17 protein-coding genes, 17 tRNA genes and 2 rRNA genes are annotated in these 26,219 nt (G+C 50.2%); 4 read left to right on the top strand and 32 right to left on the bottom strand.

Annotation, left to right across the window (positions count from 1 at the left end):
* Nucleotides 1-56: 56 nt before the first annotated feature.
* From nagZ to NKT06_RS01815, 7 genes are all read right to left on the bottom strand, one after another.
* Nucleotides 57-1,742, bottom strand: coding sequence for a beta-N-acetylhexosaminidase (gene nagZ, locus NKT06_RS01845; RefSeq protein WP_253429284.1), 1,686 nt, complete (start codon nucleotides 1,740-1,742; stop codon nucleotides 57-59).
* 31 nt (nucleotides 1,743-1,773) lie between these two features.
* Nucleotides 1,774-2,970 (bottom strand): exo-beta-N-acetylmuramidase NamZ family protein, encoded by a 1,197-nt coding sequence (locus NKT06_RS01840; protein ID WP_253429282.1) that lies wholly within the window; start codon nucleotides 2,968-2,970, stop codon nucleotides 1,774-1,776.
* Nucleotides 2,970-3,680 carry a hypothetical protein gene (locus NKT06_RS01835; protein ID WP_253429280.1) on the bottom strand — a complete coding sequence of 237 codons (711 nt, stop codon included), beginning with the start codon at nucleotides 3,678-3,680 and terminating at the stop codon, nucleotides 2,970-2,972. Before NKT06_RS01835 ends, NKT06_RS01840 begins: the two co-directional genes overlap by 1 nt.
* Nucleotides 3,681-3,728: 48 nt before the next feature.
* On the bottom strand, nucleotides 3,729-4,838 hold the full coding sequence (locus NKT06_RS01830; protein WP_253429278.1) for an ABC transporter ATP-binding protein: 1,110 nt from the start codon (nucleotides 4,836-4,838) through the stop codon (nucleotides 3,729-3,731).
* Between the two features lie 51 nt (nucleotides 4,839-4,889).
* Nucleotides 4,890-5,723: a carbohydrate ABC transporter permease gene (locus tag NKT06_RS01825; RefSeq protein ID WP_076290721.1), complete on the bottom strand. Its 834-nt coding sequence runs from the start codon at nucleotides 5,721-5,723 to the stop codon at nucleotides 4,890-4,892.
* Between the two features lie 64 nt (nucleotides 5,724-5,787).
* On the bottom strand, nucleotides 5,788-6,711 hold the full coding sequence (locus tag NKT06_RS01820) for a carbohydrate ABC transporter permease (RefSeq protein WP_253429276.1): 924 nt from the start codon (nucleotides 6,709-6,711) through the stop codon (nucleotides 5,788-5,790).
* A 55-nt stretch (nucleotides 6,712-6,766) separates the two neighbouring features.
* The gene (locus tag NKT06_RS01815; RefSeq protein WP_253429274.1) at nucleotides 6,767-8,119 is read right to left on the bottom strand and encodes an ABC transporter substrate-binding protein; all 1,353 of its coding nucleotides are present in this window, start codon (nucleotides 8,117-8,119) and stop codon (nucleotides 6,767-6,769) included.
* Between the two features lie 359 nt (nucleotides 8,120-8,478).
* Between NKT06_RS01815 and NKT06_RS01810 the strand changes: the two genes are divergently transcribed.
* Nucleotides 8,479-9,441: an N-acetylglucosamine kinase gene (locus tag NKT06_RS01810; protein WP_253429273.1), complete on the top strand. Its 963-nt coding sequence runs from the start codon at nucleotides 8,479-8,481 to the stop codon at nucleotides 9,439-9,441.
* A gap of 22 nt (nucleotides 9,442-9,463) precedes the next feature.
* The gene (murQ, locus tag NKT06_RS01805) at nucleotides 9,464-10,369 is read left to right on the top strand and encodes an N-acetylmuramic acid 6-phosphate etherase (protein WP_253429271.1); all 906 of its coding nucleotides are present in this window, start codon (nucleotides 9,464-9,466) and stop codon (nucleotides 10,367-10,369) included.
* Between the two features lie 150 nt (nucleotides 10,370-10,519).
* Here the strand turns inward: murQ and NKT06_RS01800 are convergent, their stop codons facing one another.
* From NKT06_RS01800 to NKT06_RS01775, 6 genes are all read right to left on the bottom strand, one after another.
* On the bottom strand, nucleotides 10,520-11,359 hold the full coding sequence (locus tag NKT06_RS01800) for a MurR/RpiR family transcriptional regulator (protein WP_253442332.1): 840 nt from the start codon (nucleotides 11,357-11,359) through the stop codon (nucleotides 10,520-10,522).
* A gap of 123 nt (nucleotides 11,360-11,482) precedes the next feature.
* Nucleotides 11,483-12,712, bottom strand: coding sequence for an anhydro-N-acetylmuramic acid kinase (locus NKT06_RS01795; protein ID WP_253429268.1), 1,230 nt, complete (start codon nucleotides 12,710-12,712; stop codon nucleotides 11,483-11,485).
* A gap of 228 nt (nucleotides 12,713-12,940) precedes the next feature.
* Complete coding sequence (locus tag NKT06_RS01790) at nucleotides 12,941-14,575, bottom strand: MBL fold metallo-hydrolase (protein WP_253429266.1); 1,635 nt, start codon at nucleotides 14,573-14,575, stop codon at nucleotides 12,941-12,943.
* On the bottom strand, nucleotides 14,572-16,242 hold the full coding sequence (locus tag NKT06_RS01785) for an ABC transporter permease (protein WP_253442330.1): 1,671 nt from the start codon (nucleotides 16,240-16,242) through the stop codon (nucleotides 14,572-14,574). Before NKT06_RS01785 ends, NKT06_RS01790 begins: the two co-directional genes overlap by 4 nt.
* 115 nt (nucleotides 16,243-16,357) lie before the next feature.
* Nucleotides 16,358-17,431, bottom strand: a complete 1,074-nt coding sequence (locus NKT06_RS01780; RefSeq protein WP_253429264.1) for an ABC transporter substrate-binding protein — start codon at nucleotides 17,429-17,431, stop codon at nucleotides 16,358-16,360.
* 70 nt (nucleotides 17,432-17,501) lie between these two features.
* Nucleotides 17,502-18,518, bottom strand: a complete 1,017-nt coding sequence (locus NKT06_RS01775; protein WP_253429262.1) for an ABC transporter ATP-binding protein — start codon at nucleotides 18,516-18,518, stop codon at nucleotides 17,502-17,504.
* Between the two features lie 406 nt (nucleotides 18,519-18,924).
* Here NKT06_RS01775 and NKT06_RS01770 point away from each other — a divergent pair, with 406 nt between their 5' ends.
* Together NKT06_RS01770 and NKT06_RS01765 are read left to right on the top strand one after the other, a co-directional pair.
* Nucleotides 18,925-19,851: a LysR family transcriptional regulator gene (locus NKT06_RS01770; RefSeq protein ID WP_253429260.1), complete on the top strand. Its 927-nt coding sequence runs from the start codon at nucleotides 18,925-18,927 to the stop codon at nucleotides 19,849-19,851.
* Between the two features lie 128 nt (nucleotides 19,852-19,979).
* Nucleotides 19,980-20,840: a CYTH domain-containing protein gene (locus tag NKT06_RS01765; protein WP_253429258.1), complete on the top strand. Its 861-nt coding sequence runs from the start codon at nucleotides 19,980-19,982 to the stop codon at nucleotides 20,838-20,840.
* 178 nt (nucleotides 20,841-21,018) lie between these two features.
* On the opposite strand, the gene NKT06_RS01760 is transcribed toward NKT06_RS01765, so the two are convergent.
* From NKT06_RS01760 to NKT06_RS01670, 19 genes are all read right to left on the bottom strand, one after another.
* A tRNA-Gly gene (locus NKT06_RS01760) sits at nucleotides 21,019-21,089 on the bottom strand.
* Between the two features lie 12 nt (nucleotides 21,090-21,101).
* A tRNA-Pro gene (locus NKT06_RS01755) sits at nucleotides 21,102-21,175 on the bottom strand.
* A gap of 16 nt (nucleotides 21,176-21,191) precedes the next feature.
* A tRNA-Arg gene (locus NKT06_RS01750) sits at nucleotides 21,192-21,268 on the bottom strand.
* A 6-nt stretch (nucleotides 21,269-21,274) separates the two neighbouring features.
* Nucleotides 21,275-21,349: transfer RNA gene (locus tag NKT06_RS01745), tRNA-Gly, on the bottom strand.
* An 8-nt stretch (nucleotides 21,350-21,357) separates the two neighbouring features.
* Nucleotides 21,358-21,445: transfer RNA gene (locus NKT06_RS01740), tRNA-Leu, on the bottom strand.
* A 9-nt stretch (nucleotides 21,446-21,454) separates the two neighbouring features.
* Nucleotides 21,455-21,530: transfer RNA gene (locus NKT06_RS01735), tRNA-Lys, on the bottom strand.
* A 12-nt stretch (nucleotides 21,531-21,542) separates the two neighbouring features.
* Nucleotides 21,543-21,617, bottom strand: a tRNA-Gln gene (locus tag NKT06_RS01730).
* A gap of 11 nt (nucleotides 21,618-21,628) precedes the next feature.
* Nucleotides 21,629-21,704: transfer RNA gene (locus NKT06_RS01725), tRNA-His, on the bottom strand.
* Nucleotides 21,705-21,801: 97 nt separating this feature from the next.
* A tRNA-Thr gene (locus tag NKT06_RS01720) sits at nucleotides 21,802-21,877 on the bottom strand.
* Between the two features lie 22 nt (nucleotides 21,878-21,899).
* Nucleotides 21,900-21,977: transfer RNA gene (locus NKT06_RS01715), tRNA-Asp, on the bottom strand.
* A gap of 25 nt (nucleotides 21,978-22,002) precedes the next feature.
* A tRNA-Met gene (locus tag NKT06_RS01710) sits at nucleotides 22,003-22,076 on the bottom strand.
* A gap of 18 nt (nucleotides 22,077-22,094) precedes the next feature.
* Nucleotides 22,095-22,170 (bottom strand) — tRNA-Val (locus tag NKT06_RS01705).
* A 115-nt stretch (nucleotides 22,171-22,285) separates the two neighbouring features.
* Nucleotides 22,286-22,357: transfer RNA gene (locus tag NKT06_RS01700), tRNA-Glu, on the bottom strand.
* 16 nt (nucleotides 22,358-22,373) lie between these two features.
* Nucleotides 22,374-22,465, bottom strand: a tRNA-Ser gene (locus tag NKT06_RS01695).
* A gap of 3 nt (nucleotides 22,466-22,468) precedes the next feature.
* Nucleotides 22,469-22,544: transfer RNA gene (locus NKT06_RS01690), tRNA-Asn, on the bottom strand.
* 1 nt (nucleotide 22,545) lies between these two features.
* Nucleotides 22,546-22,621, bottom strand: a tRNA-Ala gene (locus NKT06_RS01685).
* 34 nt (nucleotides 22,622-22,655) lie between these two features.
* Nucleotides 22,656-22,729 (bottom strand) — tRNA-Ile (locus NKT06_RS01680).
* A gap of 57 nt (nucleotides 22,730-22,786) precedes the next feature.
* Nucleotides 22,787-22,903 (bottom strand): 5S ribosomal RNA (rrf, locus tag NKT06_RS01675).
* A gap of 79 nt (nucleotides 22,904-22,982) precedes the next feature.
* A 23S ribosomal RNA gene (locus tag NKT06_RS01670) occupies nucleotides 22,983-25,908 on the bottom strand.
* Nucleotides 25,909-26,219: the final 311 nt, after the last annotated feature.

The following is a 26,219-nucleotide window of genomic DNA, read 5'->3' as shown; positions in this document are numbered from 1 at the left end:
GTAACCATATTCTCATCACTGTCTGGCAACCCTCCATCCGTTCGTTCAACATCCGTCTACTTTATCGTCACAGGAAGTTTCCCCGCAAAAGGAATGCGTCCCATCAGCGCCTGAGCGACGCTATCCATGGCAAGTGGCCGGCTCTCGTAAGCCGCTACATAGACTTGGGCATCCGGAATTGCGAGCAGATCATAGGGACTTCGCAATGCCACAACTGCCAATGGCTTGCCCAGTTGCTGCAACCAGCCGATCAGTCGACACTGTGGATCACCGGAAGGACTTCCCGCATTGTAGGTCCCTACCACAATCTGCCGAATGTCGTCCTCTTCTGCCGCTTGAAGCAGACGTGCGGAACGAATGGCAACTTCCTCGGGCGTGACCACCCGATCAACAACATCCAGACTATACTTGGATAAAGCTGAGCCCAAGGTGAACGTCTGACTCAGCTGTTCATCTGCAATCGTCGTCACGGACGTGGCAACCGTTATGACCAGCGTGCGTTCCGGCTTCAAAGGCAGCATATTCAGCTGATCGCGTACCAGTGTGATACTGTTCTCACTAATACGGCGAGCAACCTCTTGGTGTAATGAACTGTTTCGCTCAGACCCGCTGGAATGTGAAAGATCCTTTGATGAATTCAGGGAGGGTGCATTTGAGAATACACTATTCACTTCATCATCTGCACCGCCCGTTCCACTCTCCAACAAACCACGTTTCGCCTTGTACATCAGCAAACGATTCACCGACTCATCAATGCGTCTCTCGCTAATCCGCCCGCTCCTCACAGCTGCTAGCAACGCTTCAAAAGCCTCTGCCTGAAGCTTAGCCGTATGGCTAATTAACACCAGATCCGCTCCGGCCTCTACCGCCATCACAGCTGCATCGACCGTGCCATAGTTCACAGCAATAGCATCCATCTCCATGCAATCTGTCACGATCATGCCCTCATAAGCCAGTTCCTGGCGAAGTAGACCGCTTAATACGCTTTGCGATAGCGTTACGGGCAGACGCTCTGGCTCCAGTGCAGGGAAATAAATATGCGCTGACATCATGGCATCAACACCTTCGGCGATGGCAGCTCGGAATGGAATCAACTCCAGGCGCTCTACCCGATCACGATCATGAGTGATGATCGGCAGGTCCAGATGAGAATCGGTGTCCGTATCCCCATGCCCCGGGAAGTGCTTGGCTGTCGCTGCAATCCCGGCGTCCTGTATTCCCGCAATGGTTCTAGCCCCATATTCTGCAACGGATTGTGAAGATTCGCCGAATGATCGTACACCGATGACCGGATTCGCAGCGTTATTGTTCACATCCAATACTGGAGCAAAGTTCATGTTAATGCCCATGGATTTTAGCTCCAATCCACTGATATATGCCGCCTGATACGCATCGTCTATGGAACCGGCAGCGGCAATGGCCATTTGTCCCGGCATCAAGGCTATCCCTTCGGTGATTCGGGCAACCATGCCACCCTCCTGATCAATGGATATCCAGAGCGGCAGATTACCGCTGCTTCTAGCAATCTGTTGTAGCCCCGACGATAACCGCTCTACCTGCTCTGGCGACTCAACGTTGCGCGCAAAATAGATCACCCCACCAATGGGATACTTTCGGAGAAAGGATTCCACATCGCCAGCAGCTTCAGTGCCATGAAAGCCGCAAAGCAGCATTTGCCCGACTTTCTCACGCAAGGTCATCTGTCTCAGATGAGACTGGTATAACTCTTTTTGCCCACTCATTTCATGCCTCCTTCCGATGACAAACATCCGTTTATGGATATAACAAAAATGGCTTTCGCCGCTCCTTCCATTCTGCTGCCTGTACATTCCACGCTTCCATTAAACGAACGAATTCCGCCCGGTCATGAATGGTTTCCCTGACTGCCTTCCCCCCTGCCAGCAGGTCGATAAAGTACCTCGAACCCGGCTCTGGTGGCTCTAACCAGCAGAATTGCTCCGGATAGAGTGAAACCAGTTCATGCAAAAGCACTAGCCCCGTCTCTACCGCCCGGAATTTCCTGCTGTCCGTTACAAAGATCCTTACGCCACCACACAGCTCACCTGCATGTTTGGAGAATGTTGGCGACATGTACACCGGATGCACATGCACACCTTCCAGCTTGTATTCCCGAAATCGTTCCGCCAAACGCTCACCCTCAACCCAGGGTGCCCCAATCCACTCGAATGGGCGGGTCGTGCCCCTGCCCTCCGATACATTAGTGCCTTCGAACAGGCATGTGCCCGCATATACCTGCACGCTATCCAGTGTAGGCATATTGGGGGAGGGCAACATCCAGGGAAGCTGGCAATCCGTGAACCTCATGGAACGCTGCCAACCTTCCATCGCAATCACGTCCAATTCGCAAGGTACATCCATCTCGCTGTTGACCATCAGGGCGAGTTCACCTACCGTCAATCCGGTACGTACAGGGACACGCCAAGCGCCAACGAGTGATTCATACCCCGCGTTTAGTACACCGCCTTCCACAACGTTTCCACCCAGCGGATTGGGACGGTCCAGAATCAGCATACGTTTGCCTGCTCCAGCGCAGACCTCCATCATATAGAACAAGGTTGAGACATACGTGTAATAACGAACGCCCACATCCTGAATGTCGAACAGCACCGTATCGACTCCAGCCAGCATTGCAGGCGTAGGTTTCTTGTGATCTCCATACAGGCTGAACACCGGAATGTCCAGACGTGGGTGACGCATGTCTCCGAATCTGACACCCGCCTGAAGTTCTCCATCCAGTCCGTGCTCACAGGCGTAGAGCGCTGTAAGCTCGGCATTATCCAGTCCTGCGCACACATCTATAGTCGATACAAAATCCGCTGTAATTCCAGTCGGATTCGTAATTAGACCGATTCGAGCACCTGTTAACCATGGATGCGATAACCCTCTCGACAGAAGGTCAACTCCCGTTTTTACAGCCGGAATCTGCCCGCCCCCATTCAACCGACCCATTACACATTCCCCTGGCTGATCCACCCTGGATGCTGGTGATCGTTACCACCTGTTACGACAGGTTCCTCTTCAGGCTCCAGCACATTGAGAGCCACCTTATGCTGATAGATGGCAAACATGCCCGCGAACAGCGCTCCAAAGCCAACAACCGTCAGCATCAGCAAAGCAGTTAGGCACATGGCCTGAAAACAAGCGCCCATCGTATACCCCGGGTGACGGAAGAACAGCTTTACACTTTCCCCCATCGCCTGAAGGATGCCCATGTTTTTTTGTAAAACAAGCTGCCAAGTATAGAACTGTGACATCAGCGCCATGAGGACGAAGAAGGTTTGGAACATGCTCACTGCTGTACCTGTAATCCCGCCCTGTCCGCCGTAATACCACCAGGTTGACCAGAGAATGAAGCCAAGCACGGCGAAAAGTACACCTACTGATCCTCCGGGGATCATTCCCTTCACCGTTCCGAACCAGATATCCTTAAGCCCATTGCGGCGTTCCTTGCGTTCCAGCCTGTGATGTACGGCATAACTGACACCGAACAGGATGGGCATATATATCAAGGCCAGAAGCAGCACCGCGATTGGCAGTGGAGCAAACATCAGAATGGGAACCAATACGATGGAGCTAACGACACTGTACAAGGCCACCGGAATAATATCCCGATAGATTTCTGCACCTGACTTGATCAACACTTCACTCAGCTTACGCATCTTCACCCTCCCCTTTCTAACCGTTCCTTCTTCGCCAGGCCTCGTCTTTTATTCCCGTCCAATCGCAAGCTCCGTCTCTGGATCGAAAAAGTGCGCCTTACGCAAGTCCAGCACAAAATTTTTGTCCATTCCTACATACGCATGTGTTTCCGGATGAACCTTGGCCGTGACCGTACGGGCACCGGAATGGAAATACACCAAATTCTCGGAGCCCAGATGCTCTACAACCTGAACTCGCGCCTGCAGCATATGGTCTGTCGGGATATTCGGAGCGACATCGTCACCAAAAATATGCTCTGGGCGCAGTCCCATAATCACCGGCTTGCCCTGATGGCTCTGCAAACGAGCAAGTACATCGGCTGGCAAGGTGAATGAGGCTCCCTCGATGACAACCTGTGTGCCTTCAATCCGTGCATCAATAAAGTTCATCGCCGGGGAACCAATAAATCCGGCAACAAACATATTTCGCGGACTCGCATACAGTTCTTTCGGTGAAGCCACCTGCTGAATATCTCCATGATTCATGACCACGATGCGTTCTCCAAGTGTCATGGCCTCCACCTGATCATGCGTCACGTACACAATCGTGGCACCGAGACGTTTATGCAGTTCTCCCAACTCCACCCTCATCTGAACCCGCAACTTGGCATCCAGATTGGACAGTGGTTCGTCGAATAAAAACACCTGCGGATCACGGACGATCGCACGTCCTACTGCCACACGCTGGCGCTGACCACCAGACAGCTCGCGCGGTTTGCGTTCCAGCATCGCTTCCAGTCCCAGAATGGAGGCCGCATTCTGCACCTGTTCATCAATATAAGACTTTGGCTTTTTCAGATTTTTCAGGCCAAAGGATAGATTTTCACGGATGGTCATATGCGGATAGAGTGCATAGTCCTGAAACACCATCGCGATATCCCGATCCTTTGGATGCAGATCATTCACGACCCGATCCCCGATGACAATGTCGCCACTCGTCTGTTTTTCCAGACCCGCAATCATCCGCAGTGACGTCGTCTTGCCACAGCCCGAAGGACCCACAAAAACCACGAATTCCTTATCTTCTATAACAAAGTCCGAGCCGGCCACAGCCGTGAACGTTCCTTTATGATCGTCTTTGAATTCTTTGCGCACTTGGCGAAACTCCACGCGTGCCATAGGTAGATCCCCCTTTACGTTGTCGCTTGTCCTGAACTATATAAGTTCAACTTAACCTTTAACTGCACCAATCGTAATGCCCTGTAGGAAATAACGTTGCAGTGAGAAAAACAGAATGATCATCGGCAGTGCACCTATTGTTGCCCCCGCCATCATTGCGCCGAAATCGGTTGATTCGGCAAATACGAACGAAGCCAGACCCACCTGAACGGTGCGCATCTCGTTGGAGTTAGTGATCAGGAATGGCCAGAAAAATTCATTCCACGAAGCGACAAACGTGAAAATCGCCAGCACCGCGATCCCTGGCTTCGCCATCGGCAGAATCACTTTCCAGAAGATGCCGAACTCGCTGCATGCATCAATACGTGCCGCATGAATCAGTGATGTAGGCAGCGTTGACATGAACTGTTTCATCAAGAAAATGTTGCCCACACTGACCGCAGCAGGCAGAATAATGGCCGTATACGTATCCCCCAGGTCAAACACGTTGACCATCAGAATGTACAAGGGAATCAGCGTTACCTGTGCCGGAATCATCATCGTACCCAGCAGGGTCCAGAATACCGCCTGGCTTCCCGGGAATTTCAGTTTGGCGAACGCATAACCCGCCAGGGAGGCGAAGAACACATTTGTCACGGTCAGAATGACCGCGATAAGCAGCGAGTTAAATAGCCAGCGCCACGCATCGGTTTTGGCAAAAAAGCGCTCATATGGTGATAACGACAACTGCTCCGGGATCATCTGTGGTTTAAACGACGCCGACATCGCGCTATCCTGCACTGAACCGACCAGCATCCAGTACATCGGAATGACCGTCACCAGTGCCCAGACCACCAGCAGAATGGATGCAACGACAAGCAGTGTCTTTTTCTGTGTTGATTTCATGGATTTCATTCACCCCCGGATGCTTAATGCAACGTGCTCTAATAGAACGTGTTTTGAACTACCTCTAATACTCAATATCGCTGGAGAAATATTTGAACTGTATGACAGAGATGACTATGATGATAATCGCCAATACAAACGACTGAGCCGAAGCCAATCCGAACTCATAGAACTTGAATGCCGTCTCGTAGATCAGATAAGCGATCGTTGTTGTCGCAAAGTTCGGTCCACCCTGTGTCATCAGATATACCGAGATAAACACCTGGAAGGATGTAATGACACCCGTGACGAGCAGATACAGCGTCGTTGGTTTGAGTAGCGGCCATGTAATCTTGCTGAACTGGGTCCATCCGCTGGCATGATCAATATCCGCTGCTTCGTACAGCGATTTCGGAATACCGCCCATGGCTGCCAGATACAGAATAATGCCCGCTCCGTGCGATCCGAGCCAGTTCATTAGAATAAGGGAAAAGAGTGCCGTTCCCGACTGGCCCAGCCAGATCACCGGATCAAGTCCGAACAAGCTGAGAAAACGGTTGAGCAGCCCCGAATCGGTAGGATCAAAAATTGCCAGCCATACAATGGAGATGGTTACCCCGGAGGCTACCGCAGGCAGATACATCGTAGCTTTGAAAAAAGTCTGCCATTTACTTTTCATCTGATAGATGAAATAGGACAGTACAAATGTAATGAGAATATTGACCGGGACTGTGCCGACGGTGAAGATCACCGTATTTTTGATCGACTTCCAGAACGTTTCATCCTTCACCAGTCGCTCGTAGTTATCCAATCCAACCCACGTGGAATTCATAATGTTGTATTTCTGAAAGCTCATCACGAGAGCCGTCAGAACGGGATACAGTGTGAAAATGAGAAACAGCAGGACAGGCGCCAAAATAAACAAATACGCCCACCCGTAGTCTCGCCAAAACCGGGCAGCCCGGGAAGTCCGGGGCACAGACGGTTTTGGCGCAAGGGCGGTCTGCATGGCGAATCCTCCTCTCCTAATCAGTATGGTTTTGCGTTATGTTGTATGGTCCGAGTTATTGTCCAAACATCTGCTGGCCTTTGTTCTTGAAGTCTTCTGCGATCTGCTCCGGTGTCTTCTCACCCGAGAACAGCGCCTGAATGTTAGGCTTCACAACTTGTTCCTTGAATTGTTTTTGCTGTGATGCTTTGTCGATATCCAGTTCCAGTACAACCTGCATAGCGATATTCTCTGCCATGACTTTCGCAGCAGCCAGATTATCCGGTTGACCTAGTTCTTTTCCTTTAAACAGATCTACCTGGGATTGTCTTACGAATGGGAGCGCCAGTTCATTGGCCGAGTTCCCTGCTTTGGCACCACTAAGCGCCTCCATGACCAGGAACGTATTTTTGGCATGCTGCTCACCTTTGTCCTTCTTCTGTTTGAAGGCTACATACCCTTCGCCGCCCATCGTTGTTGCCGCAGATTGATCGTCATTATGCGGTACAGGCAGCAGGACAAAATCAATTTTCTCCCCTTGTACCTTGCCATCGTCAATATCCTTGTTGCGGTTCTGAATCATCACATCATAATAAGGAATCGCTTTGGAGATGATCGCTGTTTCACCCGCATAGAACATATCCGTCCGTTTGGCTGGAGCAAGCGCAGCCGTTTCTTTTGGCATATAGCCTTGATCCATCAGGTTTTTGATAAAAGAGAGAGTATCCAGAATGCGACCATCATTCCACTGGAACGTGCCAGCTTTATCGAGAACGTCAATCATTCCGTTGTTTCGGGACAGCATTTCAATGAAATCAAGCGAGGTTCCGTCGGTAACCAGTGCATATTGTTTAGCCCCGCCATCCAGCGTTTTGGTCAGCTTGGCTGCGGCAGCGTTGAATTCGGACCAGGTCCAGCCGTTTTGTTGAATGGATTTCCAGTCAATGCCCGCTTCCTCCAGAATGCGTTTGTTGCCACCCCATGCCCATTGGAATTGATACAATGGCAGTCCGTACTGTTTCCCTTGGATCTGACCTAATTCAAGCGTACCTGGCAGATAGTCATCCTTGATCTCAGGTGTCAGGTAGCTGTCCAGCTCAAGTGCCAATCCTGTATTCACATACGTGCCGTCTACACTATGAAAGTAAAGATCCGGCGGATTGCCCGCGTTCAGAGCGACATCGAATTTTTTGGGCCCTTCCGCCCAGGAGAGCATTTCAGTCTTCACGGTAATGTTCGGGTGTTCCTTATTGAAATCAACGATTAGATCCTTCAGTTCATCTTCATATGTTCCATGTACTGGATACGTCCATACGGTCACCGTATCTTCTGCATTGGGATCATCTGAAGCAGCGCCCCCGCTATTCCCGCAGGCAGTAACCATGACCATCATCAACAACATTGCCCACACTAGACCCTTCTTTTTCATGCCTTCATCTCCTTCGCGTGTCGTCTCCTGATAATTGCATTGCTTAACCATGCTACCCCTTTTGAAATCATCCATCCTTAAACGGTTAACAGACTATTGAGCGTGGCAGTAAGGAAAATGCACCTCCCTTATGGATTAGACCTGAATGTACGCAGGATTAATCTCTTAAATGCAATATAACGTCAACTTAGTTGACATTAACAGTATTAATTCCTTCCAAAATTGTAGATTGAGTTCATTATATGAGCTATGAAATAAAAATTCAACATTATTTTTTATTATAAAATTTAATTTTACTTTTTCATTTTATGCCTCTATACTATGTAAAAAGAAAACTCAAGCAATCGAGGTGAGCCACTTTGCGAGTATATGTTGGCGTAGATGGAGGCGGTACCAATACTGATGCAGCAATCATTTCTGAATCTGGCGAAATTCTCGCCCGGCTCAGCGGCGGTCCCACGAATCCTCACAGCGTACCCCTGGAACAGGCCCTTTCCGAACTGCAACGAGTGCTGGAACAGCTATTCAATCTAAAAAGTGATTTATCGACAAATTGTGAAGGTATATGCCTTGGTATGTCAGGTATAGACACAATTCAAGAACGGCAACTTATAGCCGACGCAGTAAATAACTATATGAAGAGTCGTAATCGACATGGATCAGAAAGCTGTCCTGTCTGGGTTGTATCCGAAGGAGAGATTGCCCTGATGGCCTCTCTCGGACATACTCACGGTGTATTGTGCATCTCTGGAACAGGGTCCATCGTGTACGGATTTACGCTGGAAGGAGAACGATACCGCGCAGGAGGCTGGGGTCATCTGCTCGGCGATGAAGGGAGCGGCTATCGTATTGGACAACGTGCACTCCAAGCGGTCATGCAGAGCTATGATGGTGTTCTTCCTCCAACCCGTATAACCCCGCTTCTTCTAAAGAAACTGAACCTTCGGGATATATCGGAGCTAAAGTCGCTGGTCTATCAGACGAATTGGGGCAAAAGCGAGACAGCATCCATCGCCCGCCTTGCTATAGAGGCAGCTGAATCCGGGGACGAGGCTGCCCGGGCACTAATCATCGATGAGTCTGCACAATTGGCGGATACCGCCAAGGCGCTGATTGCCCGTCATCCCGAATTTGCATCTACTCAGGTTGTCCTGTCCGGGTCGCTGTTTCGATACGCTGCACTTTTCCGAAATACATTTATCCAGAAGTTATCGGGATATTATGGAGAGTTGGAATTTGTATATCGTGAAGATGCCCCTGCTCCATCGGTAGGTGCAGCACTACTGGCAAGAAGACGCCGTTCCCTGAATGTATCATTCTAAAAGAGAGAAGGAGGCCGTACAGATGAATCACATGCTGAACTCATTATTAACGGAACAACCCAATCCACTAACGGATCATATAGATGAATTGCCATCGGCAGAAATTATGGAACTGATCAATAAGGAAGATCAACGGATTGCAGAGCTTATTCAACCCCTGATTCCGGTCATTGCCCAAGCGGCGGACCGGATCTTGGAGGCCTTTCAGTCTGGCGGCAGGCTATTCTATGTAGGTGCAGGCACCAGTGGACGATTGGGGATACTTGATGCTTCGGAATGTCCGCCTACCTATGGAACCCCTCCCTCCATGGTGCAAGGTATTATTGCAGGGGGATTCCGGGCAGTGAAGGACCCGGTTGAAGGTGCTGAAGATAGTGAGGAATTGGGAGCGGCGGACCTTGATGAACATGGATTAGACGAAAACGATGTCGTGGTTGGCATTGCAGCCAGTGGGCGAACGCCGTATGTGCTGGGCGCGATGAGACACGCCAGAGAGATCGGAGCTACGGTGATCAGCCTGAGTAACAACGCAGGTACGCCGATGACCCTTTTGGCTGATGTAAGCATCGAGGCTGTTGTCGGTCCAGAGGTTGTCATGGGTTCAACACGTATGAAGGCAGGCAGCGCCCAGAAAATGATTCTGAACATGCTCACCACTACCGCTATGATTCGTCTGGGCAAGGTTTACCGTAATTTCATGGTTGATCTGAACCCTTCGAACGAGAAGCTTGTCCATCGGGCCAAACGCATGATCCATCTGGCAACCGGAGCGAATGAAGCGGACATTGAACAGGCCTTTGCCGGTGCAGACGGTCATGTAAAAACGGCAATCGTCATGCTGATGGCTGGTGTGGACGCCGTGGAAGCACAGCGAAGACTGGATCTGGCTGACGGATTTGTCCGCAGCGCCATTGCCGGTCCTTCTTGAACCAAGCAGGGCGCATTGTCCTTGAAGTTGAAAGAGCCTGACATCAGTCTGGGCTCTTTTTGGGCTTTTTTTATCGAAAAGCGGATATCATTCGCGTCAAAAAATCCCCTCCTGTATGATAAACAGAAAGGGGATTCATATGATTCTACTTCATTTATGCTCCAGAATAGCCTGCCGGCTCTTCTCCAAATATTCCACCGACTGGTTGTAATCCCGACTGGCAATGGCCAAATACAGGATATCGATCACGTTCAACTGGGCAATCCGTGACGAAGTTGCTCCACTCCGAATATCACTTTCGGTGGACGTAATCATCAGGGGCACATCCGCCATACTGCTGAGCGTATTGCTCCCCCACTTGGTAATGCTGATTGTCGCTGCACCGCCTTCGTGAGCATGCTTCAGACAGGAGATTACATTCGATGTCTCTCCTGAATACGAGATACATACCACTGCGTCATCTTCGCGGAGCGTCGTTGCGGACGAAATCTGCATATGCGGATCGGCAAACGAAAAGCTTGTGCGATTGATTCGCATGAACTTGTAATGTGCATCCAGCGCAATCAGGTTCGAGGCCCCTACCCCATAGAAAAAAATCCGGTTTGCCCGATGAAGCACATCCACAGCCTTCTCCACCAGACGTGGGTCCAGAATATGAACCGTATCCTTCACCGACTGAATATTATTTGCGGACACATGCTGAATAATGCTCTCCATGGAGTCCTGGGGACGAATCTCCGTATAATTATATTGCTCATCCGTCTGTAAATCTCCAGCAATCTTAAGCTTCAGTTCCTGGAAACCCGCTACCCCGAGCGATTTGCAGAGACGAATAATAGCTGCCGGGCTGCCCCCGCTACGTTCGGATAACTGTGCCACCGAGGACTGGACGGTTTCTTGTGGGTGATCGAGAATATAAGCTCCGATCTTACGTTCCGATGGGGTCAGGTCATTCATTAATGCGCGTAAACGTACAAGTCCACCTTTCATGCTCTCCATTCGCTCCTCCTTTCCATACTGCATTCATGTACAAGCATTTTATCTTATAATTCCAATAGAGTCTAATTGATTAAATGCCATTGCATATCCGACTCATTCAAAAGCCTTGCTGCACTACAGGGTCAGGTTACCTGAGATTACGGCGTGTCTCGCGCCAGTTACTGCCGGGAGTGTATTGGTTCTGCCCATAAGTGCCTCATGGCCAAGTAAAGCAAATCCAATGGCTTCCCGTGCATCATCGGGTATGCCGTAATCTGTTGTTCGTTCCAAACGGATCTCCTTTGGAAGTCTATGACGGATCATCTCCATTAACGTGGCATTGGAAGTGCCACCACCGCAGGCGAGCATGGCCGATATGTGCACCTTGGGCAGGATAAAATCCTTCACTGCACGCACGATGGTCTCCGCGGTCAGACAGGTGGCAGTAGCAAGCGTATCTTCCAGTGTTAAGGAACGTGCTGCGGCCATCTCCATCAGTCTCACTGCATAAGCGGCGCCATATACTTCCCGCCCGGTACTTTTCGGCGGAAGTCGTTTGAAATACTCATCCTCCAAACACAGGTCTACCAGACCCTGATCGACCTTCCCCTGTGCTGCAATGCTTCCACTCGGATCATAATGCTGCCGCCCATCCGTTGCCTGCCGCACAATGGCGTCCATCACCATATTGCCTGGTCCCGTATCAAAAGCCGAAATACCTTCGGTAGATGACTCGGATGGAAGCACCGTAACATTTCCAATACCGCCGATATTCTGTACCAACCGCCCTTCTGTCGGGCTACGGAACATCAGAGCATCCGCATAAGGCGTAAGCGGAGCACCTTCCCCACCAGCCGCCATATCCCTGGCTCGCAGGTTGCCAATCACTGGCAGTCCTGTCCGTTCTCGAACGACAGCACATTCACCGATCTGCAATGTCGATACCACATCAATACTTGCCCCCGTTGGACCTGGAAACGCAGATGCTACAGGAGCATGCCATACCGTCTGTCCATGCATGCTAATCACATCCACCTGCTGCGTTGAGATACCGGAAGACCGCATCAGTTCCGTAACACTATGCGCATACCACTCCGATACACCAAAATGCGCGGCTGTGAGTTCGTCGACACGAGCTGTCCCCGGTGAACATAACCGGATCAGTACGTCTCTCAATCCATTCGAATACGGCACACATACGAAATCAACCAGCTCAATCTGCTGTAATGCCCCGCTCATATCGGTTTGAATACGCACCAGCGCCGCATCCGTTCCGTCCAGAGACGTCCCTGACATTAGTCCGATGACCAGATGCTCCTGCTTCAAACGATACTTCTCCCATATCGGATAGCTGCCTGTATCCATCCATTTCCAACCTCCTGCAAGACCCGATGATCACGTCATCTGCCAACATTTTACCCAGTATATGATATAAAATTTCACAAGTCAAACTTTATGTAAAATTAAATTACACCGGATAAAGGTTAACCACTCTCTATGTATCTTTTCCTACTCTTTCCGATATAAAGGCAAGAACGGTACGCCAAAACAGGCTCTCGCCCTCAGCGAAAACCTGTTCATTCTTTCCCGCTTTTAAAAGGATAACTCATCTCCTGGAGACAACGCATAGATATCAGCTTCCGCAGATGAACCTTCATCAAGCAAACCCTGTCTCAACCTTTCCGTTTCCACAAGGTCAGTATGCACAAGGACCGTATGACGTGCAGAGATCCGGCCCAACATCTGCTCGACATCCCTCCAACCCTGATGAACTTTGTAACGCAATTTCCTAACTTCACATTTGCCATACTCTTCTGGATTTTTCAATAACTCATCGGCAAAAGTTCCGGCAGCAACATGCCCGGTGAGCAGAATCAGATTTTTTTCATTAGATGCCCATTTCTCATAATACCAACGTGCAAGAGAGGACTGCATCATGCCGTCCGGCACAAACCATAGGGAAGCATGATGTTGTTCCAGCAACTGCAGACGTTCTTCCTCGGTAGATGTCTTTGCCCAACCTTCTCCGCTCAGAAAATGATCGATGCTGTCCGCAGGCGAACCTTCCCGAGTCAGTTCTCCCTTCCTGAGCCAATAGGGAACACGATGTAACTGAGTCATTCCATCCACCAGTTTCTGTTCCACAATCATGGGAATGTCCTGAAAACATTGCTGTGCCCATAGGATCATCTCCTGGCCGCGGCCCACCGCAGGCATGGGTAATAACACCTTGCCCCCCCGAGCAATCGCACTACTGATCGCGCTCTCCAGTTGTTGCAGTTTATCCGCCTGCGTATCCTGGTCCGTACCATAGGCAGCATCCACGATCGCCAGATCAAGCTTAACCTGGTATGAGTTAGACATGGATGCCATAGCTTCTATACTTTCTCTCATGTGCATTTGCTCGGTAAGGATGTTGCTGTGTATCACTGCAGATGAGCCTAGTGCTGTCTCTGATCCGGTAGATCCTGTAGCAGCAAGGGTCTGAGCATATACTGCTTGATCAGCCAGCGTCTGTCCCATAGCTTGGCCCATTACCAACTCGCTGGCCTGTTCGCTGTTCGCATCCGTTTTTGCATTGGGCGCGTTGGAGTTGGACATATCCTGAAGGCTTTGAATTGGAACAGGAGCAGCCCATACGCGGCTATGGCGATTCAGGTCTGCCCGCCGGAATCCGTCGGCCACATCGTCATTCTGTAGAAGCATAGACTCCGACGTATAATCGCCGGAGTACAGAACCCGCTTGCCCTCCATCTCAAGACCGAACCAGACCGAACCCGCCAGATGCCCGCTACGCCCCCAGACTGCCGCCACCCCAGGTATGATTTCAAACCAATGGCCTCGCTCTGCTTCGTTTTCCAGGAACCTGTATCGAATACGTAGCTCGTCAGCTTTGTCATATGGTATTACATGTCCTGCTCGTTCCATGTTGCTGCGCCATGCCCGAAAATACGTACCCAACTGCTCCCTCGTCTCCCTTGTCGTCCACACTTCACCCTGGTAGCCCATCTTATACAGCAATGGGATGGCGACTGAATGATCCTCATGGGCGTGGGACAAGAGGACCGCGTCCACTTGTGGTACAATCTCCGGATCAATCAGCGGATACTGGCCCATGCCTTCTTTTTTGACACCACAATCCAGCAAAAGGCGAAACCGGCTCCCGCTCAGAAGATAGGCGGAACGTCCATGTTCGCCTGCACCGCCCCATACGTTAAGTTTGATCATGATGCATTCCACTTTCTCTTTGAATTCAGCATTTCGATTCCAAGCAGCATGAGCACCGTCATGCCTACAGTCACAACGGCCATCGCCATTCCGAGCGACACTTGACCTTGTTCAAATTGGGCAAAAATATACGTAGCCGACGTCTGCATGGACGGCGGAAGAATCAACAACGAACCCACCAGTTCCCTTGTTGCAATCGTAAAGGTCATCATCCAGCCCGCCAGCATGCCGGGCAGAATCAATGGGATCAGGATTCGCCGCAGAATATACAGCGGCTTCCCGCCAAACACTTGACCCGCCTGGAACAATGTTCCGTCAATCTGGGTAAAGCTCGATTTTACATACTGCACGGTGTAAGGCAAGAAGAGAACAACGTACGTGAGAACAACCATGCCATAGGTGTTATACAACGTGACTGGCATCCAGGGTGAGTTCCAGAAGAGAATCAGACCCACGACCATCACGATACCTGGGACCGTATTAGGCAACAGACTGAACAAGTCAATCACACGCTGCATGAATGAAGATGATCTGCCGATCGCCAGCGCAAACCCCGTCCCGATAATAACAGCAACAGTTGAAGCCGCGAGGGATAATCCCAGACTGTTCCCGATGGCCTTCATACTCACCGATCCCCAAGATAAGAGCTCTCTGTAATGATCCAAGGTGAGATTATCAAAAGCGAGTCCCGATCCCCGCAGCTTCATGGTCGAAGCGGCAATGATGGAGAAATACGGGATACCTACCGACAGGATCAACAGGATCGCAAGATACACCCCGCACAACCATCCTGCTCCCCCACGAAGGGAATATCGCTTCGAACGTTGCCCTTTGCCACCCACCAGACGATACGTGAATTTTCGGCTCATGGCAGACTGCATATACCACATCACCAGACAGACGGACAGCAGCACCGATGCCAGTGAAGTCGCCTTGCCGAAATCAATCGGCCAACTGGAGATGTACTTATGAATTTCGGAGGTCATGACATAATAGCCAATCTTGCGCCCGAAGGTTGCCGGTGTACCGAATTCCGCAATCGTTTTGACAAAGACCAGCATGATCCCCATGCCGTAGGACGACAACAACAAGGGTAAAATAATGCGTCTGAAACGGTACCCTGCACGTGCACCGTGCACGGCTCCCGCTTCTTCCAGATTGCCACCGATGCGAATCAATGCATCCCGAAGCAGCAGGTACAAGAAGGGGAACAGGTGCAAGCTCATGATGAGCACCATACCCCAGAAGCTGAAGAACATTTCACTCCAACTTGCAGATGAGGGTATCCATTGCTGGAGGTATCCCCCTTTTTGCATAAACAGAATCCATCCCATGGAACCGATATACGGCGGAGTCATGAATGGAATCATCAGGATTACATCGACCCAGCGATGTTCGCCCATCCGGGTCTTTGCCATCATCCAGGCGAGCGGCAGTGCCAACAATGTAGTTACCGCCACCACGCAGACACCAAGCCAGACGGAATTCAGCAGTACACCCGACAGATGATGTCCCGTAATCGTGCGAATCGGGGCCATCCAGTCCCATTGTCCGTCCACATAGACACTTTGCCAGAAAATCAGCAAGAGCGGCACGCCAATACTTATGGTCAGCAGAAAGAGGGCCAGAATCACGCCCACTCTCCGAAAAATACGGTTGTTGTCCATAACAACAGGTTTCACTACGTTCACCTCACATGACTTTCCACAGACAGCAGGTATTCCTTTTGCCTAATTGTCTCTATGCTTGTTCTTCTTTCGGTGTTTGCCTATGCAAAAGTACTTACTTAAACGTCTCGGAGAAACGCGCCGCAGTCTCTTCGCCATGTTCGCTCATCCAGTTCCAATCCACTTTTAGTTGTGGAATATCCTTCACATTGGTACGGTTAGTCGCTTCAATGTCTTCGCGGCCCGGTATTAGGTAGGCATCTGTAACGAGCTTCTGTGCTTCGTCAGACAACAAGTAGTCGATGAACGCTTTGGCATTCTCTACATTCGGACTGGATTTCAGAATTGCTGCAGGTCTTGGGCTGATTACCGTGCCTTCTTCAGGATATACGATATCCAGTGGTTCACCTTTTGCCTTGGAGGAATACGCCATGTAATCCACACCTGCCGCTACGATGCTTTTGGCACCCGTAATGACCGGATCAAGTGCTTCCTGATTGGCTCCTGCCATCGCTACGCCATTGGCTTTATAGGCACTGAGCAGGTCCCATCCTTTTTCACCGTTCGCGCTCAGGTATCCTGTGATGAAGTCGAGTGCTGAACCTGATAATGTAGGGTCGGGAATGTTCACTGCATCTTTCCACACAGGCGTAGCAAGATCTGCCCAACTTGTTGGTGGGGTAGACACCAGTTTGGTGTTATACACAATACCCAGTGCGGAAGCACTGCTGCTAAAATAGTTGCCTTCTGCATCCGACCAGTCCTTGTTCAGCTTGTCCGCATTGGCTGCTTCGGGGTAAGGCATGGTCAAACCATCGGCTTTCAAAGCCTGTGCTGAAGGCAAGGAGGCCAGGATTACAACGTCTGCTACCGGATTGGACTTCTCAGCTTCCATACGAGCCAGGATTTTGCCTGTCGTTCCCTGGAACATTTCGACTTCGATCCCTGTTTTGTCTGTAAATCCACTCACGATGTTATCCGCCAGCTTCTGTGGGCCAGCACTGTACAAAACCAGCTTGCCGCCAGCCGGTTTCGTTGTTTCTGCCGCTGCTGCTGTGTTTCCTTCACCTGCAGGTTGTGCCGCGTTGCCTGTGGTTGTGTTCCCTGTACTACATCCGAACAAACTGATACTCATGACCGCTGTTAATAACAGCATTGCGCTCTTTTTCCGTGTTTTCATATTCAACATATTCGTCCATCTCCCCTGGTTTCTTATAAAATGTGTACTCCTGCTTCCAACTGCGTGCTCGTTCACCAATTTAATATGCCACTGCGATCGCTTCGTTTTGCTTCATACTCGGGTGGTCATAACCGTCCATTCGGCATATCCTCTCGGGGGCTACATGAAGCTGAACCCGCTCTCCCACACGCACTCTTTGGTTCATATAGGCTGTCCATACGCCCAGCCCTTCCATCTGCACTTGTACTTCATAACGCTCACCTACATAGCTGACACTAAGTACCGTCCCTGGATAACACAGATCATCATGACCTGTTTTGTTCCAAGTGACATGCTCTGGACGCACCATCGATTGATTAGGAGTGAGCCAGTTGGACTTTCCGATAAACGAAGCGACATAGGGATCACTTGGCGCCGAGTAGATCGTTTCCGGGCTTCCCTTTTGCAATATCCGTCCCTTCTGCATCACCACAATCTCATCCGACATCGACATCGCTTCAATCTGATCATGTGTGACGTACAGCGCAGTCAGTCCCATATCCCGTACCAAGGACATCATCTCAATCCGCATCTCTTCCCGAAGTACAGCATCCAGTGCACTTAGTGGCTCATCGAACAGGATCACACCAGGTCTGACGACTACGGCTCTGGCAAAAGCAACCCGTTGCTGCTGTCCACCAGACAGCTGATGAGGATATCGATCTTCCATGCCTTGCAGGCGAACCATACCAAGGGCTTCGTTCACCTTTTGCCGCAGATCGGATTTCTGTTTTCCGGCCTTTAGGCCAAACGCTACATTTTCATATACGGTCATATGCGGCCATAATGCAAAATCCTGAAACACCATGCCCAGATTACGCTTGTGTGTTGGTATATCAATCCGCTTCGCCGCAGAGTAGATATACTCACCATCTGCACGAATCTCCCCCGCATCCGGCTGTTCCAGCCCGGCCAACATACGGAGCAGTGTTGTTTTGCCACAGCCCGATGGGCCAAGCAGTGTCGTGAACTTACCATGTTCAAGCGTTAGATCTGTCGGCAGCAGTGCGGGTGTTTGATTAAATGATTTTTGAATTCCCGTTATCTCTAATTTCATAAGCATCCCTGCCTGTCTTCTGTTACTTGATCTCTTGCACTGTTCTCAGTCTAACGTCCGCTTTCGCGAGTTGTATGTCTTGTATGTAAAATTGGAATTAACTTTTTAGATGAATTCTGTTGATGTTCATAGATTAAATCTATAGTAGGTGAACTAAATTAATTTTCATGTTGTCGCTCCGATTACAGCACCACCTTCCGATCGCTGTTATCCCCAGATTTCTTATATTCCCTTTATAAAGGGAGAAATCCGGGGATAAAGGCGAAGAATATGCTTCCGAAGTAGCTTACTTCCAGAAAGCTTTTGGCTTCGCTTCTTCAGATTGGTTCTGTACTCTCCGTCTTTATGAAAAATATTAGATCATCTTATATATTGGGCTAGTAGAAGTGAAAGGAGTGTTGGAACATTGAATCTGATCAAATTGCAAATTGTTGAGCTGATCGACAAGCATCATCACATGACAAGCGTGGCCGAGTTACTGGGAATCAAACAACCGACCGTTACATTTCATATGAAGTCATTGGAGGAAGAGATGGGTGTGCGATTATTTGAATCGCGCAGTGGGAAGACTTTTTTAACCGAGGCCGGACAAGCCCTGCTCCACTATTCTGTCAAAATCAATGCTTTGACCCAAGAGGCAAGGCGGGTTGTGAAAGAGTATGACAGTCTCTATCGGGGCACTCTGCACATTGGGGCAAGTTATGTACCGGCTACATATCTGCTGCCCGCCATACTCAATACCTTTTCTCAGGAATTCCCTGGTATTCGCATCGTCTTATCCGTCAAACCATCACCTGTTATTCGCGAGATGTTAATTCGGCATCAGATTGATCTGGGGGTGATCTCTTCGGAACCGTTTGTCGGACCCGCGCTGCAAGCTGAGACGTTATGTGAAGATGATTTGGTATTAATCTGTTCTTTGCAGCATGGTTTGGCCCAGAAGGAACCATTGACGCCTGAGCATATTGCTCAGATCCCATTTGCCTTACATGGCAACGAATCCAGTACTCGGCGACTAACCAACCAATGGCTCGCGCAACATGACATTCGTTTACGGAGTACGGTGGAGATGGATTCCCTGGAAGCAATCAAACAGCTTGTGTTAATTGGGGGGCATGTCTCGTTCATGTCACGGATGGCTGTACAGTGGGAGGAGCAGCACGGGCTCATTCAGGTTCTCCCCATTCCGGGAGAGCAGGCACCGCGCCATATATACACCGTACATAACAAGGACCGCCACCCTTCAGTTCAGGTAAACCGCTTCAAAGAAGTGCTGCGAGAGGTGAGTCACGTTTCCCCATTTCCCATAGCTGATTACCCTGATCCTCTATAAACTATCGTTTGCCATTCATCAAATCTATGCAGGGTTAACGCAATGTGCGCTCCCCGTTAATCGCTTTCAGATACTCGGACGATAAAGTAGGATCTGTACGTTAATCCAGATTAGGAGAGTGATTGGTTTTGAAAAAGTGGAAAAAGGTAACCGCCTCATTCATGCTGAGCATAATAACATTGGGAAGTGGACTGACGTTTCTGGGAGCACCCCAGGCTTCAGCTGCTGCCAATGCCGTTCCTGCTTATGAAGTGAAGTTTCTGGCCAAGCCAAAACTCGTGCTCAATACAGATGGGACACCACGCAGTGAAGTGATTCAGACCCTCGGCCTGAGTTCCACGCCAAGAAACATTAACGCAGAGTACTTTGACACCAATGCGCTCGGACTGGATGAGCAAGGATGGAATGTTCGTTTTCGCAAGAAGGATGATAAAAACAACTACGAACTGACCTACAAAAAACGGTACCCTATCATTAATGGTGATATCAACGCAGCGCTGACACTAGCTAACCAAGAAGGATTCGATAAATCAGATGATAATTACGAGGCTGAGATTGATTGGGGATACGGCAAACAAACGCTAAGCTTCTCCAACACCAAAAAAGTCGATACCCAAGCAACAGGTGTTCAGCTTCCTTCAGAGCAAGAAGCCTTGAACATGTTACTGGACAAGCTCCCTGGCAAATTGAAAAACTGGTCTGCCTCCAACTGGGGCAAGCAACAACTGACGCAATCCCGTGCATATGGCCCTATCACATTCCAACGTTATGAAGGTACATGGAATGGTCAAGAGCTTACACTCGAAGTATGGCCGATCCGTGACGCAGCAGGTACAGGTATTGAGAATATCGTAGAGGTCTCTTTCAAAACCGATGATGCTGTAGCTGTATCCGGACTGCGTACCCAACTGCTGCAATTGCTGGAGAACAACAACTGGCTGATTCCTGCGGATGGCTTGAAGACACAGACGATTCTTGAAAGATATTAATTATTAGTCATTGAAACACGGCAAGCTCCTCTTCCTGCGTGCATCGTAGAAAGAGGAGCTTTTGTCTTTCTTGAATTTAAATACTTGTATAACTTGTATAGTAAGCTATTGTAGAGTTTAAATGCTAATACAAAAAGAGCTCCTGCAATAAGCAAGAGCTCTTTCAATAAATCTAGGAAGCGGGTGATGGGAATCGAACCCACGCTATTAGCTTGGAAGGCTAAAGTTCTACCATTGAACTACACCCGCAAAATAAAAAAATCGGGATGACACGATTTGAACATGCGACCCCCTGGTCCCAAACCAGGTGCTCTACCAAGCTGAGCTACATCCCGATACGTATGAAAATAATGGCGCGCCCTGAGAGATTCGAACTCCCGGCCTTTTGATTCGTAGTCAAACGCTCTATCCAGCTGAGCTAAGGGCGCAAATATTGGAGCGGAAGACGGGAATCGAACCCGCGACCCTCGCCTTGGCAAGGCGATGCTCTACCGCTGAGCCACTTCCGCAAAACATATGGTGCGGTCGAGAGGACTCGAACCTCCACGGGGGGTTAGCCCACACGGACCTGAACCGTGCGCGTCTGCCAATTCCGCCACGACCGCAAAATATAATGGTGAGTCATGAAGGGCTCGAACCTTCGACACCCTGATTAAAAGTCAGGTGCTCTACCAACTGAGCTAATGACTCAAAATAATGAAATGGCTGGGGATATAGGATTTGAACCTATGCATGACGGAGTCAAAGTCCGTTGCCTTACCGCTTGGCTAATCCCCATTAAAAAATCATGGGGCGATCGAGGGGAATTGAACCCCCGAATGCCGGATCCACAAACCGGTGCGTTAACCACTTCGCCACGATCGCCATAGAGTAAGCCATTCATCCACTAAGAGTATCTTAGTATTAACAACTGTATCTATAATATACATTCGATTACAAATTCAGATGTAAATACTAAAAATGGTGCCGGCGAGAGGACTTGAACCCCCAACCTACTGATTACAAGTCAGTTGCTCTACCAGTTGAGCTACACCGGCAAGGTGTATATTTAATTAAAAATGGCGGAACCGACGGGATTCGAACCCGCGATCTCCTGCGTGACAGGCAGGCATGTTAGGCCAACTACACCACGGTTCCATAGTACTTTCTCAAGGAAAGTTAATTGCGGGGGCAGGATTTGAACCTGCGGCCTTCGGGTTATGAGCCCGACGAGCTACCGGGCTGCTCCACCCCGCGTCGTTATTAAAAGTGTTATGGTGGAGGCTGAGGGGATCGAACCCCCGACCCTCTGCTTGTAAGGCAGATGCTCTCCCAGCTGAGCTAAGCCTCCATATTATGACCCGTAGGGGATACTCTTTCGAGACTGCGAAGCAGTTGCTAACGAAGTACATCCTCCGACGAACCTTTGGAATTCTCATCCCTTGTTGAAGCAATAGGTATTGCTATGACCCGTAGGGGATTCGAACCCCTGTTACCTCCGTGAAAGGGAGGTGTCTTAACCCCTTGACCAACGGGCCTTGCTAAAAAAATATCTGGCGGAGAGAGAGGGATTCGAACCCTCGAGACGCTTGTGACGCCTACACGATTTCCAATCGTGCTCCTTCGGCCAGCTCGGACACCTCTCCATATGGCTCCCCGAACAGGGCTCGAACCTGTGACAACTCGATTAACAGTCGAGTGCTCTACCAACTGAGCTATCAGGGAATGGTGGAGCCAAGCGGGATCGAACCGCTGACCTCCTGCTTGCAAGGCAGGCGCTCTCCCAGCTGAGCTATGGCCCCATACTCTGGTTTATTTCTTGTTGTGGTCTTGCTATGGGCCCTGGTGGACTCGAACCACCGGCCTCACCCTTATCAGAGGTGCGCTCTAACCAACTGAGCTAAGGGCCCTAATATATCCCTTATTCCTTGGCAAGGGGGGCAAAAAAAATACCCCAAAGGGAAATCGCTTGGCGGCGTCCTACTCTCCCAGGACCCTGCGGTCCAAGTACCATCGGCGCTAGAGGGCTTAACGGTCGTGTTCGGGATGGGTACGTGTGGAACCCCTCCGCCATCGCCACCAAACGCATAGCTGTGCTTACATTTCAGAGTTGTTCTCTGAAAACTAGATTCGAAACGAAAGTGTGCGAACTGTCACTTGCAATTGGATAAGCCCTCGACCGATTAGTACTGGTCAGCTCCATGCATTGCTGCACTTCCACCCCCAGCCTATCTACCTCGTCGTCTTCAAGGGGTCTTACATACTGGGAAATCTCATCTTGAGGGGGGCTTCACGCTTAGATGCTTTCAGCGTTTATCCCGTCCGTACATAGCTACCCAGCGGTGCTCCTGGCGGAACAACTGGTACACCAGCGGTACGTCCATCCCGGTCCTCTCGTACTAAGGACAGCTCCTCTCAAATTTCCTACGCCCACGACAGATAGGGACCGAACTGTCTCACGACGTTCTGAACCCAGCTCGCGTACCGCTTTAATGGGCGAACAGCCCAACCCTTGGGACCTACTTCAGCCCCAGGATGCGATGAGCCGACATCGAGGTGCCAAACCTCCCCGTCGATGTGGACTCTTGGGGGAGATAAGCCTGTTATCCCCAGGGTAGCTTTTATCCGTTGAGCGATGGCCCTTCCATGCGGTACCACCGGATCACTAAGCCCGACTTTCGTCCCTGCTCGACTTGTAGGTCTCGCAGTCAAGCTCCCTTATGCCTTTGCACTCTTCGAATGATTTCCAACCATTCTGAGGGAACCTTTGGGCGCCTCCGTTACTCTTTAGGAGGCGACCGCCCCAGTCAAACTGCCCACCTGACACTGTCCCCGCACCGGATTACGGTACCAGGTTAGAACCTAGATACGATCAGGGTGGTATCCCAACGTTGCCTCCACAGAAGCTTGCGCTCCTGCTTCAAAGGCTCCCACCTATCCTGTACAGATCGTACCCAAATTCAATATCAAGCTGCAGTAAAGCTCCATGGGGTCTTTCCGTCTTGTCGCGGGTAACCTGCATCTTCACAGGTATTAAAATTTCACCGGATCTCTCGTTGAGACAGCGCCCAAGTCGTTACGCCATTCGTGCGGGTCAGAATTTACCTGACAAGGAATTTCGCTACCTTAGGACCGTTATAGTTACGGCCGCCGTTTACTGGGGCTTCGGTTCACAGCTTCGGATTGCTCCTAACCACTCCCCTTAACCTTCCAGCACCGGGCAGGCGTCAGCCCGTATACTTCGCCTTACGGCTTCGCACAGACCTGTGTTTTTGCTAAACAGTCGCTTGGGCCTTTTCACTGCGGCCCCCTCGTGCTATTCACACTACCGGGGCACCCCTTCTCCCGAAGTTACGGGGTCATTTTGCCGAGTTCCTTAACGAGAGTTCTTCCGCGCGCCTTAGAATACTCTTCTCGCCTACCTGTGTCGGTTTGCGGTACGGGCACCTTCACCTGGCTAGAGGCTTTTCTTGGCAGTGTGAGATCATGACCTTCGCTACTACAATTTTCGCTCCCCATCACAGCTCAGCCTTACAATGTGCGGATTTGCCTACACATCAGCCTTACTGCTTAGACGGACATCCATCAGTCCGCGTCACTACCCTACTGCGTCCCCCCATTGCTCATAACGGCTTACGGTGGTACAGGAATTTCGACCTGTTGTCCTTCGACTACGCCTTTCGGCCTCGCCTTAGGTCCCGACTTACCCTGAGCGGACGAGCCTTCCTCAGGAACCCTTAGGCTTTCGGCGGATCAGATTCTCACTGATCTTTTCGTTACTCATACCGGCATTCTCACTTGTATAATGTCCAGCGCTCCTTACGGTACACCTTCAACCCTTATACAACGCTCCCCTACCCCTGATGCAAAGCATCAAGCCATAGCTTCGGTGGTGTGTTTAGCCCCGTTACATTTTCGGCGCAGAGTCACTCGACCAGTGAGCTATTACGCACTCTTTCAATGGTGGCTGCTTCTAAGCCAACATCCTGGTTGTCTGTGCAACTCCACATCCTTTCCCACTTAACACACACTTGGGGACCTTAGCTGATGGTCTGGGCTGTTTCCCTTTTGACAATGGATCTTAGCACTCACTGTCTGACTCCCGGAAGTAAGTCTATGGCATTCGGAGTTTGACTGAGCTTGGTAACCCTTGCGGGCCCCGCACCCAATCAGTGCTCTACCTCCACGACTCTGTTTTCCGAGGCTAGCCCTAAAGCTATTTCGGGGAGAACCAGCTATCTCCGAGTTCGATTGGAATTTCTCCGCTACCCCCACCTCATCCCCGCACTTTTCAACGTGCGTGGGTTCGGGCCTCCAGTGCGTGTTACCGCACCTTCACCCTGGACAGGGGTAGATCACCCGGTTTCGGGTCTACGTCCACGTACTACATCGCCCTATTCAGACTCGCTTTCGCTGCGGCTCCGGCTCTTCACCTTAACCTTGCACGGGAACGTAACTCGCCGGTTCATTCTACAAAAGGCACGCCATCACCCCTAAAACGGGCTCTGACTTTTTGTAAGCACACGGTTTCAGGTTCTATTTCACTCCCCTTCCGGGGTGCTTTTCACCTTTCCCTCACGGTACTGCTTCACTATCGGTCGCTAGGAAGTATTTAGCCTTGGCAGATGGTCCTGCCGGATTCATACGGGGTTTCACGTGCCCCGCACTACTCGGGATCCGTCTCGGAGGGAACAGACTTTCAACTACAGGGCTTTTACCTTCTTTGGCGGGCCTTTCCAGACCTCTTCGCTTAACCGGTTCCTTTGTAACTCCATGTGAGACGTCCCACAACCCCAAAGAGCAAGCTCTCTGGTTTGGGCTTCTCCGCGTTCGCTCGCCGCTACTGACGGAATCACTATTGTTTTCTCTTCCTCAGGGTACTTAGATGTTTCAGTTCCCCTGGTATGCCTCTACATAACCTATGTATTCAGTTATGAGTAACTGGAAATTACCCCAGCTGGGTTTCCCCATTCGGACACCCCCGGATCAAAGCTTGCTTACAGCTCCCCGAGGCAGTTTCGTTGTTCGCCACGTCCTTCATCGGCTCCTAGCGCCTAGGCATCCTCCGTGTGCTCTTAGTAGCTTAACCTCGTGCTCCGGTATTGGCTGCTCGCTTCCCTTGTTTTGCTTGCGCAAAGCCAAAAGTCGTTCCCACCCAAAACCATCGTACGTGCAATCTACCGTTTTTATTGAAACTTGTTATACACAAGTTCAGCTAAAAAGGAATGTTCTAATTCGCATTTACTTTCGTTTCGATATCTAGTTTTCAAAGAACAAGCTCCATGCAAAAGCAAGCTGTTTGAGAGTTTGAGCTCTCAAAACTGAGCAACGAGTGAGTTAAAAGCTTTACGAAGTAAAGCTCGCTTCGGAAGCATGCTTCCTGAAGACTTGTATTTGAAT

The sequence above is a fragment of the Paenibacillus sp. 1781tsa1 genome (genome assembly GCF_024159265.1).
Taxonomy (GTDB): Bacteria; Bacillota; Bacilli; order Paenibacillales; family Paenibacillaceae; genus Paenibacillus.
The sequence above is the reverse complement of the archived record's forward strand: the minus strand, read 5'-3'. Positions and strand labels throughout refer to the sequence as shown.